Annotated in this window: 19 protein-coding genes; 8 read left to right on the top strand and 11 right to left on the bottom strand. The window is 61.2% G+C overall.

Annotated features, from left to right (window positions below; translation table 11 throughout):
- Nucleotides 1-16: 16 nt before the first annotated feature.
- From C5750_RS25935 to C5750_RS25955, 5 genes are read right to left on the bottom strand one after another with little or no spacing between them, the layout of a single operon-like run.
- Nucleotides 17-1,135, bottom strand: coding sequence for a lytic transglycosylase domain-containing protein (locus C5750_RS25935; protein WP_158531356.1), 1,119 nt, complete (start codon nt 1,133-1,135; stop codon nt 17-19).
- On the bottom strand, nt 1,116-3,623 hold the full coding sequence (locus tag C5750_RS25940; RefSeq protein WP_105738276.1) for a VirB4 family type IV secretion/conjugal transfer ATPase: 2,508 nt from the start codon (nt 3,621-3,623) through the stop codon (nt 1,116-1,118). The genes C5750_RS25935 and C5750_RS25940 overlap by 20 nt, the downstream gene beginning before the upstream one ends.
- Before the next feature lies 1 nt (nt 3,624).
- On the bottom strand, nt 3,625-3,951 hold the full coding sequence (locus tag C5750_RS25945) for a VirB3 family type IV secretion system protein (RefSeq protein ID WP_105738277.1): 327 nt from the start codon (nt 3,949-3,951) through the stop codon (nt 3,625-3,627).
- 14 nt (nt 3,952-3,965) lie between these two features.
- Nucleotides 3,966-4,289: a TrbC/VirB2 family protein gene (locus C5750_RS25950; RefSeq protein ID WP_105738278.1), complete on the bottom strand. Its 324-nt coding sequence runs from the start codon at nt 4,287-4,289 to the stop codon at nt 3,966-3,968.
- Nucleotides 4,286-5,086 (bottom strand): lytic transglycosylase domain-containing protein, encoded by an 801-nt coding sequence (locus C5750_RS25955; RefSeq protein ID WP_105738279.1) that lies wholly within the window; start codon nt 5,084-5,086, stop codon nt 4,286-4,288. Before C5750_RS25955 ends, C5750_RS25950 begins: the two co-directional genes overlap by 4 nt.
- 492 nt (nt 5,087-5,578) lie before the next feature.
- Here C5750_RS25955 and C5750_RS25960 point away from each other — a divergent pair, with 492 nt between their 5' ends.
- From C5750_RS25960 to C5750_RS25975, 3 genes are all read left to right on the top strand, one after another.
- Nucleotides 5,579-5,830 (top strand): DUF1344 domain-containing protein, encoded by a 252-nt coding sequence (locus tag C5750_RS25960; RefSeq protein ID WP_105738280.1) that lies wholly within the window; start codon nt 5,579-5,581, stop codon nt 5,828-5,830.
- Nucleotides 5,831-5,984: 154 nt separating this feature from the next.
- On the top strand, nt 5,985-6,548 hold the full coding sequence (locus C5750_RS25965; protein ID WP_105738281.1) for a DUF4337 domain-containing protein: 564 nt from the start codon (nt 5,985-5,987) through the stop codon (nt 6,546-6,548).
- A gap of 512 nt (nt 6,549-7,060) precedes the next feature.
- Nucleotides 7,061-7,432, top strand: coding sequence for a hypothetical protein (locus tag C5750_RS25975; RefSeq protein ID WP_130273123.1), 372 nt, complete (start codon nt 7,061-7,063; stop codon nt 7,430-7,432).
- 698 nt (nt 7,433-8,130) lie between these two features.
- Here the strand turns inward: C5750_RS25975 and C5750_RS25985 are convergent.
- On the bottom strand, nt 8,131-8,367 hold the full coding sequence (locus C5750_RS25985) for a hypothetical protein (RefSeq protein ID WP_105738285.1): 237 nt from the start codon (nt 8,365-8,367) through the stop codon (nt 8,131-8,133).
- Between the two features lie 232 nt (nt 8,368-8,599).
- Between C5750_RS25985 and C5750_RS25990 the strand changes: the two genes are divergently transcribed.
- Together C5750_RS25990 and C5750_RS26460 are read left to right on the top strand one after the other, a co-directional pair.
- Nucleotides 8,600-9,058: a hypothetical protein gene (locus C5750_RS25990; RefSeq protein WP_105738286.1), complete on the top strand. Its 459-nt coding sequence runs from the start codon at nt 8,600-8,602 to the stop codon at nt 9,056-9,058.
- Nucleotides 9,055-9,549, top strand: coding sequence for a hypothetical protein (locus tag C5750_RS26460; protein WP_130502139.1), 495 nt, complete (start codon nt 9,055-9,057; stop codon nt 9,547-9,549). The genes C5750_RS25990 and C5750_RS26460 overlap by 4 nt, the downstream gene beginning before the upstream one ends.
- Before the next feature lie 149 nt (nt 9,550-9,698).
- On the opposite strand, the gene C5750_RS26000 is transcribed toward C5750_RS26460, so the two are convergent.
- Nucleotides 9,699-9,992 carry a hypothetical protein gene (locus C5750_RS26000; protein WP_105738288.1) on the bottom strand — a complete coding sequence of 98 codons (294 nt, stop codon included), beginning with the start codon at nt 9,990-9,992 and terminating at the stop codon, nt 9,699-9,701.
- The gene (locus C5750_RS26005; protein WP_105738289.1) at nt 9,989-10,234 is read right to left on the bottom strand and encodes a hypothetical protein; all 246 of its coding nucleotides are present in this window, start codon (nt 10,232-10,234) and stop codon (nt 9,989-9,991) included. The genes C5750_RS26000 and C5750_RS26005 overlap by 4 nt, the downstream gene beginning before the upstream one ends.
- Before the next feature lie 201 nt (nt 10,235-10,435).
- Between C5750_RS26005 and C5750_RS26010 the strand changes: the two genes are divergently transcribed.
- Nucleotides 10,436-10,687 carry a DUF1344 domain-containing protein gene (locus C5750_RS26010; RefSeq protein WP_105738290.1) on the top strand — a complete coding sequence of 84 codons (252 nt, stop codon included), beginning with the start codon at nt 10,436-10,438 and terminating at the stop codon, nt 10,685-10,687.
- A gap of 390 nt (nt 10,688-11,077) precedes the next feature.
- Here the strand turns inward: C5750_RS26010 and C5750_RS26015 are convergent, their stop codons facing one another.
- The 3 genes from C5750_RS26015 to C5750_RS26025 form a co-directional block, all read right to left on the bottom strand.
- On the bottom strand, nt 11,078-12,535 hold the full coding sequence (locus C5750_RS26015; RefSeq protein WP_105738291.1) for an efflux transporter outer membrane subunit: 1,458 nt from the start codon (nt 12,533-12,535) through the stop codon (nt 11,078-11,080).
- 200 nt (nt 12,536-12,735) lie between these two features.
- Nucleotides 12,736-14,682, bottom strand: coding sequence for a MacB family efflux pump subunit (locus C5750_RS26020; RefSeq protein ID WP_105738292.1), 1,947 nt, complete (start codon nt 14,680-14,682; stop codon nt 12,736-12,738).
- The gene (locus tag C5750_RS26025; protein ID WP_245421279.1) at nt 14,679-15,896 is read right to left on the bottom strand and encodes an efflux RND transporter periplasmic adaptor subunit; all 1,218 of its coding nucleotides are present in this window, start codon (nt 15,894-15,896) and stop codon (nt 14,679-14,681) included. Before C5750_RS26025 ends, C5750_RS26020 begins: the two co-directional genes overlap by 4 nt.
- A 137-nt stretch (nt 15,897-16,033) precedes the next feature.
- Here C5750_RS26025 and C5750_RS26030 point away from each other — a divergent pair, with 137 nt between their 5' ends.
- Complete coding sequence (locus C5750_RS26030) at nt 16,034-16,729, top strand: response regulator (protein ID WP_105733167.1); 696 nt, start codon at nt 16,034-16,036, stop codon at nt 16,727-16,729.
- Nucleotides 16,722-17,463, top strand: a 742-nt coding sequence (locus tag C5750_RS26035; RefSeq protein ID WP_105738293.1) for a HAMP domain-containing protein, incomplete at its 3' end; no start/stop codon positions are given. The genes C5750_RS26030 and C5750_RS26035, both read left to right, overlap by 8 nt.

The following is a 17,463-nucleotide window of genomic DNA, read 5'->3' on the forward strand; positions in this document are numbered from 1 at the left end:
TAGAACGGCATGCTCATCACTGCGGCGCCGCTCTGACGATTGCCAGATATGCACCGGCCTCCCCGTGCATCAGATCCAATGTTGCCTCGCGCTGTGCCCGTCGCTGCAGGGCGGCAAGCCATGCCCCGACATTGCCGACCGATGGCACGCGATAGCAGCGCGCAGCGCCGGGCGCGCCGATCCCTGCCGGGCACGGCACTTCGCCGGCCATGCTCCCGTCAGCGCCGCGATGGCGTTCACCGGTATCGGCGGCCCGGCTGGCCGTTGACATGGTGCGCATGGCCTCGAGCGCGGCCGTTGCCGATTGGCGGCCGGCGGCAAGGCTCCGTGTCAGGAGATCATTGACGATCCGCGCGCGTGCCAATTTGGCCTGGCTGTTGCGGTCGAGAGCCTGTTTGAGCGCTTCGCTGCAGTCCGATAGAAGCGGCGGCACGGGCGGCGGACCCGCAGATTGCTCCGACCTGGCGGCAGTGAAGGCACGGTAATGGGCCGAGACGCGCCGGACATAGTTGCGGGTTTCGGCAATAGTCGGAATCTGGCCGTTGCGCAGGCTCGCCCGGTTGGGTCCGGCATTATAGGCGGCAGCGGCAAGATCCATGCGCCCGCCGAACCGGTCGAGATTGGCCTTCAGATAGCGCATGCCGCCGCGAATATTGCCTTCAAGACTATAAGGATTGACCCCAAGCGCGGCAGCCGTTGCCGGCATCAGCTGCATGACGCCGATGGCACCGGCCGCCGAGCGGGCATTCTGGCTGAAATGCGATTCCTGCTGGGCGATGGCAAGAGCAAGGTTCGGATCAATGCCCTCTTGCTTTGCCATGCGCCGGACCATGGCAGCGACGGTCTCCCGGCCGGCTGCAATGGCGGCGCTGCCCGGCACGGCCGCAGCATCGCCGGCGGTACAGGGACCGGAGGCCGCATCCTGCGGGGGGACAGCGCTCTGCACCATGCCGCCCGTTGCATTTTTGATGACACGCATGTGCCCGCCAGAGCGCTTCATCCGCGATCCGGTCTCGCCCTGCGCCTCCGCACGCGCGGCATCATTGACGAGTACCTCGGCCCTGCCGGCACCCGGCGCGGGAACGAGCGCGACCAGCGTCAGCAAAACCGCATGGCTATGGCGCGGCATGGTCATGATTTTCTCCTTCCTGTGGCGGCCAGCCGCAGAAGGCGGGCAGCCAGGCACTGGGGTCATCGCCATATTTCTGCCGCAGCGCCTCGCATTCGCGCACCGTTGTCTCGCGGCCGCTGAGCACCTTGACGAAATCCATCATGTGCGACAGGTCAAGGCGGGCAATGACGGAAGCCTTTGCGTGCTTGATCAACATGAAATGGCTGGCCGGATCGGCGTTCTTCACCCAATCGAATTCGGCGCGCGAGAGGCTGAAATGCCGGCGGTATGAGGGGATGTCCGCCTTGGCATTGGCGAAGAAAATATTGGTGGATGTCTGTTCGATGATGGTCCGCGCCACCTTTGATTCCACCACGTCGGAGGCGGACTGCGTGCCGAAGATCACCATGCCGTTGCGCTTGCGGATGGTCTTGAAATAATCCTTCAAGAAATCGATGAAGACATCATCGTCGAGAAGCCGCCAGGCCTCATCCATGAGATTGATGACCGGCGCGCCGTCATAGATTTCGTCCAGGCGGTGAAACATGTACAAGAGCGCTGCGGTGCGCAGCGCAGGCGTATCAAGGATGCGCGTCATGTCAAAGCCGATACAGTTTGACCTGAGATCCATTGCATCGCGCTCATTGTCGAACAGCCAGGCATGGGGACCATGCCCGATCCATTTGTCAAGACGGGCCGACAGGCCGCCATCGCTGTGCTGCCTGCCGTCGAAAAGGGTCTTGAGCGAGGATAGACGGCGCATGGCAATATCGCGGGTTGTCAGGATCGTTGCCAATGCGCTGGCGATGATGGCTTCCTCTTGCGCGGAAAGGCTTGTTCCGTTGTCCGGTTTGAGCATGTAGCCGACAAGCCGCAGCAGAAAGGCACGGTTGCGCGCCGTATCGGGCAAAAGCAGCGGATTCCAACCCGACGGCCTGCCCGGATCCAGGGTCAGATAGGTACCGCCCACGGCGCGCACCATCGGGTCCAGACCGCGGTCCTTGTCAAAGATGACGGTTTTCAGGCGGCGGTCCACCCGGTGCGCCTCAAGGACGAGGAATGCCATGACCACCGTCTTACCGGAGCCCGTCGGGCCGAAGACGGTGGTGTGGCCGACGTCCCGTTCATGGAAATTGAAGAAGAAGGGCGTGCCCGACGTGGTTTCGAAGATGGTGATCGCCGGGCCCCAATGATTGCCGTCCGGGCGGCCATAGGGGTAGGCATGGAAGGAGGCAAAACCGGCAAAATTGAGCGTCGATATGACGGCGCGCCGGGCAATATAGGCATGATTGCCCGGCAGTTGCGCCCAGTAGCAGGGTTCGCAGTTGAAATCCTCGCGCACATAGGAAGCACCGATTGCGCCGAGCTGGGCGCCGATGTCGGCGACCGCGTCGTCGAGCGCAGCCGTCGAGGCGGCGATCGGCATGAGCGTCAGATGATGTTCGGCAAAGGCAACCTCCTTGCGGGCCAACTGGTCGCGCGCAAGCGCCAGATCGTCCTGCAGGCTCGATCCCGCTTCGTCGGCCTTGGCAAGCTGGCGGTCCAGCCGGTCGATCCGGCCGCGGGCGACGAGGTCATCGAGAAAGGACAGGGACTGCGTGAGGATCATTTCGTGCGGAAGCTGCAGCACATAGTCCAGCATGCCGGCGCCGGTTTCGGCCGGATAGTCCTTGAGGGATACCAGTGCGGCGAAGCGCGCATGATCCGGCACCGGTCCCTCCAGATGGATGCAGCGGTTGCCGATCGAAATGCGCTGGCCCGGCAGAAGCTGGTCGAGCGGCGAGGCGCCGAGGCGGACGGGCCGCATCCGGCCCGCATTGAGGAGAGCGTGGAGGAACTCGGCCTGTTCGCAAAACCAGGCGGTCTTGCCGTCCTGCGGCAGGGGGCGGCCGGGGATTCGATCCTGATAGAAATAGGACCCATCCGGACGCGTGATCGTGTACCGTTCAACATCCCGCAGCGGTTTGGGGCCATAGGCATCGAGCGTCTTGACGAGGGCGCTGATCCCCTCAGCGAGCCTGTCGCACAACTCCTGCCGGATGCGCCGGCCGGCGTCCCGGCCGCGCGGCAGCAGCCGTGACAGGGCGGTGTCATGGGCAAAGAGCGGCCGAATGACAAGGGTGAGGTAAAGGTCATTGACGAACATTTCATGGCGCGCGATGTGGCGCTGATACTGCGCGTCAAGCCGGGTAATGAAAGGGTTGCCCGTATCGGCCGGCAGGGTTGGCCGCACCTTGCGGCGAATGGTGTGGCTATAGAGGGAAAAACTGCCAAGCGAGGCTATTGCGCGCAAGGCGGTGTTGCGGTTTTTCTGCAGAAGATTGATCTCATCAATATCGGCGGTTTCAAAGGAAAACCCGTTCAGCCGGATGGTCGACAGAAGGCACCCGGTTTTGGTGCCGATGACGCCATTTGCGACCGGGCGCAAATAGGGGATATGGCTGCCGATGGACCGATCGGCAAAAATCCGCCAGCCATGCACGAGAGAGGATTTGAGCCCGGTCGCAACCATATCAGGCTCCATAGGTGCGCACACCGCCAAGCGAGCGACCGACCGGATTGCGGCCGCAGGCGGATTGCCGGAAAAGAATCTCGAAGAACCACAGATCGCCTTTCACACACAGCACATAGAGCGCCACATGGCAGACGCAGAGGGCAAGCGGCAGCCACAGGATCGATCCGAGAATGAGATAGACCATCATCGAGATGAAGGCTTCGACACAGACATAGAGATAGGGAACGCCCAGAATGGTCGGGGGCCGCGTCAGGGCAAGGATGACGGGAAAGGTAGCGACATGATCGTCACCGTGCTCGTGATCATTGTGATAGCCAAAATCCATGTCGGCGGGCCCCCTCAATTACCGGCCAGGAAGCCGACGAGCTCGGCGGCGGCAAACATGCCGGCCAAGGCGCCGCCGACCCGCAGCAAGGCACCCCAGGACCAGAAGCCAAAGGCCGCGGCAAGGAACATGCCGATAAAGGCCATTGCCCCGACGGAACGCCCGAATTTTCCGGTGAAAAACTGGACGAGACGGTCGGCGGCGTTTTCCAGTTTCTGCAGACTCTGGGCAGCGGCGGAATCCGTCCGGAACAGCATCAGCATCCCGATGCACAGGCCAAGTATCACGCCATGCAACACCAGCCTGCGCTGGAGCGTGGATCGCAGCGGCCGCATCATGGCTTCTCCTTCAACATGCGTGCAGGCAGTCCAGCTGATCCTGCCGGCAGCGCCGGTTGAGGCTCCGGCATCACGGGCCCGCCATCGGAATAGATGAGCATCAACGACGATATCCGGTCGCGCCGGGGCGAGCCTCCGCGCGGCGCCGCGGCGTGCCACGGCGCGCTGCGGATGTCCCGCTGCGCTTGATTTGTGCCGGTGTAAAGCCCGATGACCCTCGTGACATAGGCGGCGGTTTCGCGGATGAGGGGCAGGGAGGCGCGCGCGTCGACCCGCGGTTCACCGGCATGATAGGCGCTGGCGATGAGAACGGGGTTGCGATATTTTTCGGCCAGGATGTGCAGGAACCGCGCGGCGGCGCGGATGTTTTGAGCGGGCACCGTCAGATCAGCGGCACCCAATGCACGGCCGGTGGCGGGCATGAGCTGCATCAGGCCGACGGCCCCCGCGGGACTGATAGCGGCCGGATCGAAGGCCGCATTTTCGCTGTGCAGGATTGCCAGCATCAGATTGATGTCCACGCGCTCATGGCGTGCCGCGTCGATGAGGATACGGGCATAGTCCTCCGGCACCGGCGCCAGAAGGTCCGGGCGGGGCGGCGCATCCACCCCCAACGAGATGACCGGCGATCCGCCGGGGCCCGCCGCAAGCGGCAGGGCGACATCCGTAAGAGGCAATGATGGGCCGCGCTCTTGGCCGGCTGCAACCGACAACATCGACACGAGAAGGACGGCGCCGCAGGGCAGGGCAGCGGCGCTGAAATTCGGGCAACCGAAGGTTCGAAGGCGCATTTTCATGGCAAGAAAATCTCCATCTCGCCATTATACACAATATTTCTAGTATTTCAACAATTTATTTTTCATTATAACTTTAATGCATAATATTTATATTACAAATCTCGTAAAATATATTCGCAACTTATGTAAGTAATAAAAACTATATTTCTTTTATACGCTTTCGTATCCTGCGTTATTCGAAGTCCTTCCATGAATTACCTATAAATACAACTCTAGTTTTACTTTTCGATCTGCTGAACCCACCCGAAGGCCGGGCGGCCCGCTGCCAGCTTCACAAGAATAACACTAGAGTTTTATTTTTAAGCGTCTTGCCAGTCGGCCCAGCGCGCGGATCGGCACCCGCACGGATAGCCAAGAGCGGACGGGCGCAGCTTGCGGGGGATAACGGCCACGGCTCCACCGTTCCTACACAAAAGATGCATGAATTCTCGATTGAGGCATTCGAGAAAGCGACTTTCCCGCACAGTCTGCCGCAATGAGGATCCGTGACACATGCGCAAATTGCTCTTCCTTGGCGTCCCGATGGCCGCGCTTCTGGCAGGCGCGGCCGCCGCCATTACCCTTTCCAGCGAAATCAAGGCCATCGATGCAAAGCTGGGGATCATTATCCTCAGCAATGGCGCAACCTATGAACTGGCCCCGGGCGTGGACGCGGGCAAGCTCAGGCCCGGCGATAAGGTCACCATCGACTATGAGCAAATCGGCGCGCATTCCGTGATCTCAAACATCAAAAAGGTGAAATAGCAGCGCCTGCGCCGGCGCAAGCGGCGCGGCAATCCTTGCGCTGCGCGTCATCCGCACGCTGCCTTGCTGCGGCGGTCAGGGCCGCAGCGACATTGCCAGCGGGACGCTGCAATTCAGCCGTCAAAGCACCAACACACCAACTGAGGAGTGAAGCATGTCTACAGGCCACGGCCATCTTGATGCATCGAACAAGAGGATTGCGCTGCTCATTGCGGTGCTTGCTCTGTTTCTCGCCTTGAGCGAGACATTGGGAAAGAACGCCCAGACCGGAGCGCTCAGCCACAATGTCGATGCGTCCAATCTCTGGGCCTTCTTTCAGGCCAAGAGCATTCGGCAGACTGTCGTGCGCACAGCCGCCGAGGGGATGGAAGTCGGCCGGACGAGCGCCTCCCCGGAGACGGCCGCGACAATTGCCGCCACGCTGGAGCGCTGGAACAAGAATGTCGGGCGCTGGGAGAGCGAACCGGAAACGCAGGAGGGCCGCAAGGAGATCGCCTTGCGCGCCAAGGCGGCCGAGACGGCGCGCGATCTGTCCCTGGCGCGCTACCATCATTATGAACTTGCCTCCGCCGCGATACAGATTGCCATCGTCCTGGCTTCGGCAGCGGTTGTCACCGGCATTGCGGCTTTGATCTGGTTCACGGGCGCGCTGGGTTGCATCGGGCTCCTCTTCACAGCGCTCGGCTTGTGGGCGCCGCACAGTCTTCATCTGCTTTAAGACACCGGCGCAGCACGTGTCTTGCGCGCACCAAGAGGGGGAATCGATGCGCCTGTTCTGCCGCACGCTCGAGGCGGATTCCAAACGGCTTGCCTTCGCCATCGAGATCACGACGGAGCGGGTGTCACCGGCCACCGTGCGGGAGCGCGCATGCAGGCAGCCATTGGCATGGATGGCGTTCCCGCCCGCCTTGACGAAGGTATCCGTTATCGGTTGGACCCCAGACGGTCGCCATGCCTGTGTCTTGTCGCACGGCGGATCCGTTTGGGATCGGTTCCGTTTGTGACCGCCTCCCACCGTCACGGCCCGGTCACCGCAGAACGACGTCGGTTCGGTATGATCAGCGGGCGGCTATGCATTGCGGCGATGGGCAATCGCTCATCCCAATGGGTTCAAACACAGCGGGCCGCAGATTGGTCTCGACACAACCTCCACGCGGCAAGCAGGAAATCTCCACAAGGAAAGACGACGCTGGTGCTGCATCCGTTCAAGGCGCGAGCATGGAGATTGACATGGCCACTTTACGCAAATTAACCGCGCTTTTGCTTGCAGCACCCTTGGTGCTCGGCATTGGCCCCGCGCAAGCCGATGATTGGGCTGATTATGGGGAGGGGTATAGTGATGGCTACAGCGACGGCTATCATTCGGGCTACGGCAACGCCTATTCCGACTACGAACCCCGCTACAGGAGTTCGCGCAGCGATGTCGGTGGAGCGCTTGCGCTCGGGGTGATCGGCGGTGTGGCGCTTGGTGCGATTGCAACGTCGCGGGCTCCCACGCCAGTGATCGTGCACGAGGATTCCGGCTGTTACCGCACCTGGGAAAGGGCATGGAACCGATATTCCGGCACGTATCAGCGCAAGCGCGTTCTGATCTGCAACTGATCTCATCGCCTGTCGGACAAGCCGGGCGCTGGAAAGGATTCTTTCGACAGATTGCGCACAGACGCTGACGCAGGGTTGCTGCATGGTCGACAGCGATCAATCGCGCGCCTCATGCGGCCGTCGCGGAGAGACAATGGTCAAAACCTGACTTGAGGCTATGATTTATGCAAGAAGAGACCCGGCAGTTGCCTTCATCCCCCCCTGCCAGGTCTCAAGCGGCACCTCAGTGCAGCCGTTTGGCTTATGATCGACGCGGTGGTAACGGTCAAATCACGAATGTTGTTGCCGATCATCTGTTCCGGGTAAGCAGGAGCCTGCGCAAACGCCGTTGCGACCGGCGCAATGAGCTGTTTGCATCACGGTTTCGAACCATGGCATCAGATCGCTGGGCCCTGATGATGATGGTCTTTGTTCGCTTATCCGCGTTGATAAATGACACTTTGACCTGCACGACACGTCCTTTCTGTGAACGTCTCATGACAATGTAGTCTGACTTGCTTTCAAATGGCTGAACGGCAGCGGAAGCATTGAGGCTTTGCAACGCGTTCGTCGAGGCAGCCTTCTCGTCGAGGGCGATTATCCAATTGCCGCTCATCAACACCGATGGGCGCGCAACCGTTTTCGGTTGCGCTGGTTTGAACCAACAAGAGCGCCGGGACTGCATTGATCTCGCTCGGCCTGGCTGTCCCGGATTTGCGTCATTTCGTTTGCCGCAATTTCGACAGGCGCATTTCAACATCTGTCTTTCCCCTGGTATCCAGGGCAAGGGCGGTGATGTCGACAAGCGAGGCGAGCGCGGCCAAGACTTCTTCATGGTGCCATCCGGCGCGGGTCGCTTCGACAACCAGTTGAACAAACACTTCTTCTATGGCCGTCTGGCAATCCTCGAAACGATCAGGATAATTGCCCGTTTTTGTGGGAGACGTGATGTTCATTGACCTGCCCTGATTGTGCAAAACCATCAAGTTCACCTGAGGCAGGCGCCCTTGACGCGTGCTATGCCGACGCCTCTTGACGGTTTCAGGCCGCCGGTTGCCGATCCGGTCGCAAGTGAAACACATTATTGCTTCAAGCGGTGGCCCGCGCGCGATAATGTGTCCAATCATGCGCCTGTACAAGGGCCATTCAATGGCCGTGCACGAGAATTGAAGTGAAGGGGAACCGGGGATGGCAGAGGAAGAAAGACCGAGCAAACGCTTTCGCCTGCCGCCTGAACGGATCGCGCAGATCGCCACACTTCTGGTCAGGGATGATATGGGAGAGAGCGCAGGCGATCTCGGTCATCTGGCGGCAACCTCACGTTATATCCGCAAAGTCGTTGCCGGCCCGCCGCGGTCAGAGACCGTTGGACGTACCGATGATGCTGGCGGCGGATCGCCGGAATTGAAACGCGTGCGAGCACGCATCGATGGTCTACGAACCTTTGCAAAAACCATCTATGAAACGGCTCTGGCGCAAACACTGCCGCCGTTCGACGACCGGTTCAGGAAAAGCGAGCCTTCAAATGCGCAGCACCCGGTGTTTGCCTATGAAACGCGTGCAGGCCGAACCGCTGAAACTGCGCTCTGCAGCCGTTGCGCATCACGTGGAGACGGTGGAGGCCATTCTCCATCTTCTTTCCCATGATGAACCGGTCCGATTTTGTCACCAAAATCCTCGACAATCATGATCCTTTGGACAAATCCGAGGCGCTTCATCAAATGGCGGACTATCTCGGCGCCCTGTCCAGGAATGATGGCTCACGCCTCATCGGGCGGGCGTCCGATGCGGATTTGGCCATGCTGAGCAAAACATTCAAGCAAAACTATTCGGTGGACCCGGCATTGCGGGGGGATGAGCGTATCCATGCCGAAATTGACAGAAGAGACGGTCTGCGGGCGATCACCGCGTCGTGGTCGAGGCATCGACCATGTTGCGACGGGGATCGACATTGCCGCGGCAAGACCTGGCAGGCAGCAAGATGCCATTGCGGCCCAACAGGCAGAGAAGCATCCGGGTCCGAAACGCCGGCCTTGACACCGCTCTTAATGGCGGCAGCGCTCGAATGCAAAGCCGGGCAAATTCTGCAGGCACGGCGTCCTGTTGTCCTTCGGCTGCTCTGTCTGCTGCGGGGTTAGCACCACCGTCAGGATCAAGGGTCCGAAGAAGAAGGCAAAGATGACGGTCAGGCCGAGGAGCGATCGGGCGAGCGAACGAATCCCGATCCCCCTTGGCAACAAGAGCCTGTTGCGCAAGAACACGGCCCTGCGCTGAGTTGACTGTCTATTCATCTGACTTCGTTCAGATCGAGGGTCATTGGCCGCAACATGCTCCTATCCCGTGCAAATTCGATGGAGATCCTGTGCAGGCACCACCCAGACGGAGCGCGTGTAAAGCGCCTGTCGCGCATCACCTTTCGGGCCGCCGCGCCCGATCCTTGATACGGTGCGGCGGCGCGCTGGCCATGGTCCGGACGCAGCCGAACGGACGGCGCGAATTCCATGGCGGCGATCGAGCAATTCTGGGCGCGCAAAGAACGGAAAGCCGTGACCATGATGAAGGAGGATCCGATCACCTTCACCTCATCTCCATATGATCTTCGCATTGTCTGAACAGAGTGGCGATCCTGTACCCGAAAGGGTCAAGATGCTCGCACAACGTTTCACCATCCTCCTCTGCATCTTCGCCGTAGCCTTCGCAATCCTGCTCTGTCTGCTTGCCGGTGACCTGCGCATCAATATCCGGCTGCACGGCGTCGCGGGCATGGACTGCGGGCGGCAGATCGCCGGGCTTCGCACTGCCGGGGACCACCGAGACCTCCATGGGTTGTGACAACCCCATGGTTTGAAGGTGTGCCTGCGTTAAAACCCATGTCGACGTGGCTGTCCCAGTGCCGCACCAGCGATGGTCACCTTGGGCACCTGCACCATAATCCACGGTCTCTTCGCATAGCCTCGACAGAGTCTGGTCAGAGAAGATTGACAAGCAGCATGTTTGGACAATTCCAGCTAGGAGTACTCGAGAATGAAGAGACTGTTTCTCACCATCGCAACTGTCGCCGCCTTGCTTTCGGGGGCTGCGAGCGCGGCGACGCTTTCAAGTGAAATCAAATCGATCGACACAAAGCTGCAGACACTCACACTCACGGATGGGAAAGTGTACCAATTGGCCAGGGGCGTTTCCGTCAACAAGCTCAAAATCGGCGACAAGGTCTCCGTCAGCTATGATCAGAGTGGAACCAAACTGGTGGTTACCAAGATCGAGAAGATCAAATAGGTCCGCCGGCGCGGCGGCTCTAGCCGTCGCGCCACGGCCCGGGACGCGCAATAGGCCTGCATTGCCGCTTTCCCCGATGGCGGGAATCTCCGACCACTGTGAACGGACCAAAACCGGCACCACCGCCCTTGCCGATGTCCCACGGACCTTGCCCAAGCCTCCCTTTGCGGCCCTCTGCCGCAAAGGGAGGCTTGGGCATCCCGGCGATGTCTCTGGCGGACATGCCGCATTCCTGCGATGCCGCAGCTGCTCCATGAGCGTGTGAACAGGCGCAGCCCGGTTCAGCGTCAGCTGCCGGCGGTTTCGATACGCTCACCGGCATGGTCTGGCCCTCCTGCTGCAACGTTTCAAAGCGTCGGGCAGAGCTGCGCCTGCCTGCCCCATTCCGGCTCAGGGCGCGGCATCGGCAGTGCCGCTCCAGCCGCCGCCCAGTGCCTTGTTGAGGGCGATATAGGCCGCTGTGATCGCCAGCTGGCTGTTGATGAGCGCAGTTTCGGAGCCGTAGAGAGCCCGCTGACTATCCAGAAGGTTCAAATATTCGCTCGCACCGGATGCATATTGAATGCGTGCGGCATTGGCAGCTTTGCGGTAGGCTCTGACCGCAGCGGCAAGTTTCGTATGGCGGTCCTGTTGCCGCGTCAGGGAGATGATCGCATTCTCCACTTCGCCCATGGCGGTCAGAACTGCGGATTGATAGGTCAGCAAAGCCTGATCGCGCCGGGCGTTGGCGCCATCGACCGCCGCCTGCAGCTGGCCACCGCGCAACAGTGGAAGGGTCAGGCTTGGTCCGATCGCCCAGCCGATTGTCGATTTCTGCGCCAGATCGCTGATCCCCATGGCCTGGGTCGTGATGTTGCCGGTCAAGCTGATCGATGGATAGCGGGCGGCTTCGGCAACGCCGATGCGGGCGGTCGCCTGGGCAAGCTGGCGCTCGGCCATCCTCAGATCCGGCCGATTGGAAAAGATATCCGCCGGCACGCCGAGCGGCAACGGAAACCGTGGACGGGGAATGGGCGCCCTCTTGGACAATTCGCCCGTCAGCGCGGCCGGGGCAAGGCCAAGAAGGATACCCAGGCGGTGGACCGCCAGGCTATGATCGATCTCGAAGGTTGCTCCATCCGCCTGCGTGGTCGCCGCGACTGCCTCTGCCCGTGCCATATCGGCATTTGCCGCCGACCCTGCATCATATTTGGCTCTGATCAGCGAGGCGGTTTGGCGCTGGGATTGGGCGGTCCGGCGGGCCAATCCGAGGAGGGCCTGCTGGGCACGCACCTGTGTGTAGTTCAAGACAACGTCGCCGACAAGCACCAACAGGGTGTTGCGCAAATCCTCCTCGGATGCGTCAAGACCGTAACGCGCCGCTTCCGCGGCCCGCTGTTTGCCGCCAAACAGGTCGAGCTCCCATCGCGCATCGAACCCGGCCTGGTGCTGGGTCGAGACGGCATGAGCGCCGTCATTGGCCGCAATACCGGGCGAGCGCGTCCGATTGACCGAGGATGTGCCATTGGCAAGGGGAAAGAGCGCGCCCGTCTCCTGGCGCAGGGTCGCGCGCGCTTCAAGGATCCGCGCTTTTGCCAGAGCAACATTCAAATTGCCTTGAACGGCCCGCTCGACAAGGGCCGTCAGCAGCGGATCATTCAATCGCTTCCACCAGTGGGCCAGCCGGGGCGCCGGCTGGCGCATTTTCCGGTCGCCAGTGTTGCTCCAGCGTGCGGGCAGCGGCATGCCGGGGGTCTGGTGGTTGGGCCCCACCATGCAACCGGCCAGAACAACGGTTGCAAGCAGCGCCGCCAGAGCTTTGCCGGTGCAGTTTTTGCGGGTTACCCGATTTCCATTTGTGATACGCATGAAATGCCACACTCTCCTTGAGATGCAAAGCTTCTGACCGGACCGCGCCGCGGCATGCACCCCTCTGTGTGCACATGGCGGGCGGGGGACTGGCCGTCGGTCCCAATTGAGGTTGAGCCTTGCCCGAGGAGCGCAACCAGGAACCCGGCCAGCGGCAAAGAAAAACAAGTCCCGGGGAAAGGCTCTGATACCCCTCTTTTTTACTCACGCGACAGCGCATCAACGGGATCGAGCCGTGCGGCGTTGCGGGCGGGCAGATAACCGAACACAAGACCAACCGTGATTGCCGAAGCGCTGGCGATCACGATGGAAGCGCCCGTAAAAATCATCGGAAACTCCCCATCTCTCGAGCCAATCCCGCTGCCGGCGGCAAGCGCCAGGCCGATGCCGAGCGCGGCGCCGGCAAGACAGATTGCCAGGGCTTCGATCTGGAACTGCAGCATGATGTCGATGCGCCGGGCACCGACCGCCATGCGCAAGCCGATCTCCTTCGTCCGTTCGGTGACGGATACAAGCATGATGTTCATCACCCCGATGCCGCCGACGATCAGGGCAATGGCCGCAACCGAGGTGATGAGCAGAGTCATGGAGCGCGACGTGTTCTCAAAGGTCTTGCGCAATTGATCGCTGTTGAAGATGAAGAAATCCTTCGTCCCGTGCCGGCGCGTCAGCAGGCTGGCGACGGCACCCTCCGCAAGCCGGGTATCGACGCTGTCGGAAACCCGGACGGCCAGCCCGTTGAGGCTGGACGCCGGGCCGCTCAGCCGCCCCATCACCGTCGTATAGGGAAGGAATATCTGCAGGTTGCGGCCGGCTTCACTGGCCCGGCGCGGGGCCAGGATGCCCGAGACCACCATGGGAACCTGCTGAACCAGGATGATTTTGCCGATGGGATTGGGGTCATCGGCAAACAGACGCCGCCTGGTGTTGTCGTCAATGACAGCAAGCTGCGATCGTTCCGCGACGCCGTGCCGGTCAAAAAACCGCCCGCGGCCAAGCTTGAGATTGTTGACCTGGAAATAGCTTTCGCCCACGCCATTGATCTCGGCATTGACAAGCACATTGCCCCGGCGCGCCGTTCCGGAGGTTGCAAGAACCGGCGATACGCTGTCAATATAGGGCTGCGCCGCAAGTGCCGTCGCATCCTCGGGGGTCAGCGTGTGGATGCGGCTGGCCCGCTCGTCGCCCCAATCCTGTCCGGGATAGATGCCGATCGTGCTCACACCAAGATCATTGACCTGGGCCAGAACTTTTTGCCTGGATCCTTCCCCCAGTCCAACGACGGCCACGACTGCGGCAACCCCGATGATGATTCCCAGCATGGTCAGAAACGTGCGGACACGGTGCGCAGCCATCGAGCGGAACGCCATGGGCAGGGCCTCGCCGATCCGGTGCCGGAGGCGCGAGACGCCAGCCAAGCGGGTCAGCGACGGCGCGCCAGCCGCCACGGGGCCGTCCATTTGTGCCTTGCGCCGATCGGCAACGATACGGCCGTCCAGAATCTCGATGATCCGGTCGGCATGGGCGGCGACACTGGCGTCGTGGGTGACAATGATGATGGTATGGCCTTCACGATGCAGGTCCCGCAGGATCGTCAGCACCGTTTCGCCACTCTTGCTGTCGAGCGCGCCCGTCGGCTCGTCGGCAAGGATGACATGGCCGCCATTCATCAGCGCCCGGGCGATCGAGACACGCTGCTGCTGCCCGCCCGAGAGCTGGCCTGGACGATGGTGAAGACGATCGGCAAGTCCCAGCCTGTCCAGAAGCGACCGCGCCCGTTCGCCGCGCGTGCCGGCATTCATCCCGGCATAGATGGCCGGCATCTCCACATTGCCCGCAGCGCTCAGATCTGGCATGAGATGGTAGCGCTGGAAGATGAAGCCAAAATGGTCCCGCCGCAGGCGCGCCAGTTCATCCGGAGCGAGCCGGGCCGTCTCATGCCCGTCGACACGATAGCTGCCCGAACTCGGCTGATCGAGACAGCCGAGAATGTTCATCAGCGTCGATTTGCCCGAACCGCTCGCACCGACGATCGCCACCATCTCGCCCGCAGCGATCGTCAGATCGACCGTGTCAAGCGCGACAACCGTTTCGTCACCCGATCGGTAGCGGCGCGATACATTGGTGAGTTCAATAAGCGCGGTCACAGCATCCCTCCCGTCACCGGCTCGGACAACGGTCCATCGGCACGCAGCACCACCTCATCTCCGACCGAAAGGCCATCAAGGACCTGTGCCTGCACCTTGTCGGAAAGGCCGATGGTCACGAGGCGCGCTTGCGATTTGCCGTCCGGCGTCCTGACGCGCACGCGATAACGCCCGTCAGCCTCCGGTTCGGCCAGCGCCGACCAGGGGATCAATGGGGTATCGCTGACCCTGGCGAGCACGATATTGACCTGCGCCGTCATCAGCGGCCGCAAGGCAGCGACCGGATTGGGCAGTTCCAACAGACCATTATAGTAGATCGCCACCGTGCCTTGCGGATTTGCCGCGGCCTGGATGCCGGCTTCGCTCGACATGGAGGTCGGGGCGGGCTCGATCTGCGCAAGCACCGCCTCATAACGGGTTTGCCGATCGCCCAATATCTTGAACCAGACCTTCTGGCCCGGCTTGGCTCTTCCAACATCTGCCTCTGATATTTGAATCTTCATGCGCATCGTGTCGAGCTGGGCCAGGACGACGATGGTTGGCACGGTTTGCGCGGAGTTGAGCGTCTGTCCCTGTTTGGTGATCACAGCAATGACGACGCCGTCCATCGGTGCGATGATGCGGGTATATCCAAGATTGACCCGCGCGGTCTCAACCTCGACACCGGCCTGCACCATCTGCGCCTGCAATGCGGCAACCTCGGCTTCCAGCGTCTTGTAGGCGGCTTCTGCCGTCTCGACGTCCAGGCGGGAAGCCGCCTTTTGGCTGAGGAGACTGGCCTGGCGGCGATAGACCGTGACGGCCTGGCGAAGCTGGATGGAACGCGCCTTGTGCTGGGCAGTCACATTGGCAAGCGCGGCCTCGGCGATACGCAGCGCATTGCTCTGCGGCAATGAATCGATTGTGGCAATCAGATCGCCGGCCTTGACCTTCTGGCCAAGGCTGACATGCAATGCATCGATCTGACCATTGACCTGGGCACCGACATTGACCATGCGCGCCGGCTCCAGGACGCCGTTGGCCAGGACCGTTTCTTCGATCGAACCGACGACAACCGGTGCGGTCAGCAAACCTGCCTGCTTGTTGTCTTCCAGCATTCCCGTTGCCAAAGCGATCGCAAAGACCACTCCGGCAAGGGCAAGGGCCCAGACCCATTGTCGCGCCAATCGCTGCGGTAATTTCACGGCATCGCCACCCATGTCACACTTGCTCATTCGGCGCCAAATTCATCGCCCGCCTTCAGGCGATGTGAAGGTTGTGTGCAGCTTGTATGGAGATGCCTGTTCCATTCTTGACGTTCACGGTACAAGCGCCTCTTGTGGCACTCATGATTGGCAGCGGGAGAAAGGCTATGGAAAATGCATTGATCCTCATTATCGAGGACGAGCCGGAAATCGTGGAGATACTCGAAGTCTATTTCAGCCGCGAAGGTTTCAGAACCATCAGTGCCAGCGATGGAACGATCGGTCTGGCGCATCACCAGCGCCTCAAGCCGGACCTCATCATTCTGGATGTCAAGCTGCCCGGCCAGGATGGCTATGAAGTTCTTGCCGCAATCCGCCGGCGCGGCGATACGCCGGTGATCATGGCGACCGCATTGGCCGAGGACCTCGACAAGCTTCAGGCGCTGCGGATCGGGGCGGATGACTATGTGGTCAAACCCTATAATCCGCTCGAGGTGGTTGCGCGCGCCAAGGCCGTGTTGCGCAGGGCCACTGGCCGCGACGTCCAGCAGCCGATGCGCGTGGGGCCATTGACGGTCGATCCGGGTGCCTATCTGGCATCTGTCGAGCACCCGACCGGCCCGGCGGTGCTGGAACTGACACGCACGGAATTCCGGCTGTTGAGTTACATGGCGCGTTCACCCAATCGCGTGTTCGAGCGCTCGGAGCTTGTCGATGCCTGTTTGCCGGAAGGCGAGGCGCTTGAGCGCACCGTCGACAGCCATATGAGCAATCTCAGACGTAAGCTTGCCGCCGCCGGGGCTGACCGGCTCCTGTCGGGCGTTCGCGGCGTCGGCTACAGGCTGGCGGATCATTTTGGCTAAGAGCCTGATCACAAAACTGGTCATTGCCATGAGCGTTCTGACGCTGTCGGCTCTGGCCTTGCTGGCGTTTGGCTGGTTCATATATGCCTATTATGTCTATGACTGGCTCTTTCCGGAGGCGACCTACACTGAATTATGGAGCGCCAGCGATGCAGTGGCGCTTGGTCTCATCCTGGCGCTCGGCCTGATGGGAGCCATCATCGTCGGCTGGCGGCTCGCCCAAAATGTCGTCCGGCCGCTCAAATCCATCGCCAAGGCCGTCCGTACCATTGCCGGCGGCGACTTTTCGGCGCGCGCCGAGACGATTCATTCGCCATTTGGCGAGGCCGAGAGCCTGATTGCCGACTTCAATGCCATGGCTGCACGGCTGGAGAATGCCGAGATTGAACTTCGCTACTCGAATTCCGCCATTGCGCACGAACTGCGAACACCGCTGACGATTTTACGCGGCCGGCTGCAGGGACTGGCCGATGGCGTGTTTACCCCGGCACCGGAAATCTATCGGCGGCTGCTTGCCCATGTCGAAGACCTTGCCCGTATCGTTGAGGATCTGAGGGTCCTCGGCCTGTCCAATGCGGGTCAGCTCGAACTCAAGCTCGACAGAGTCGACCTGGCTGAAGAAGTGGACGCAGTGACAGCTTCGGTTGACCAGGATCTTTCAGGGTCAGGCATTATCCTCAAACGCGATCTTGGCCGTGCGATCACCTTTGCCGACCGGGCCAGAATCCGCCAGG

The sequence above is a fragment of the Phyllobacterium myrsinacearum genome (assembly GCF_002980555.1).
Classification (GTDB): Bacteria; Pseudomonadota; Alphaproteobacteria; order Rhizobiales; family Rhizobiaceae; genus Phyllobacterium; species Phyllobacterium myrsinacearum.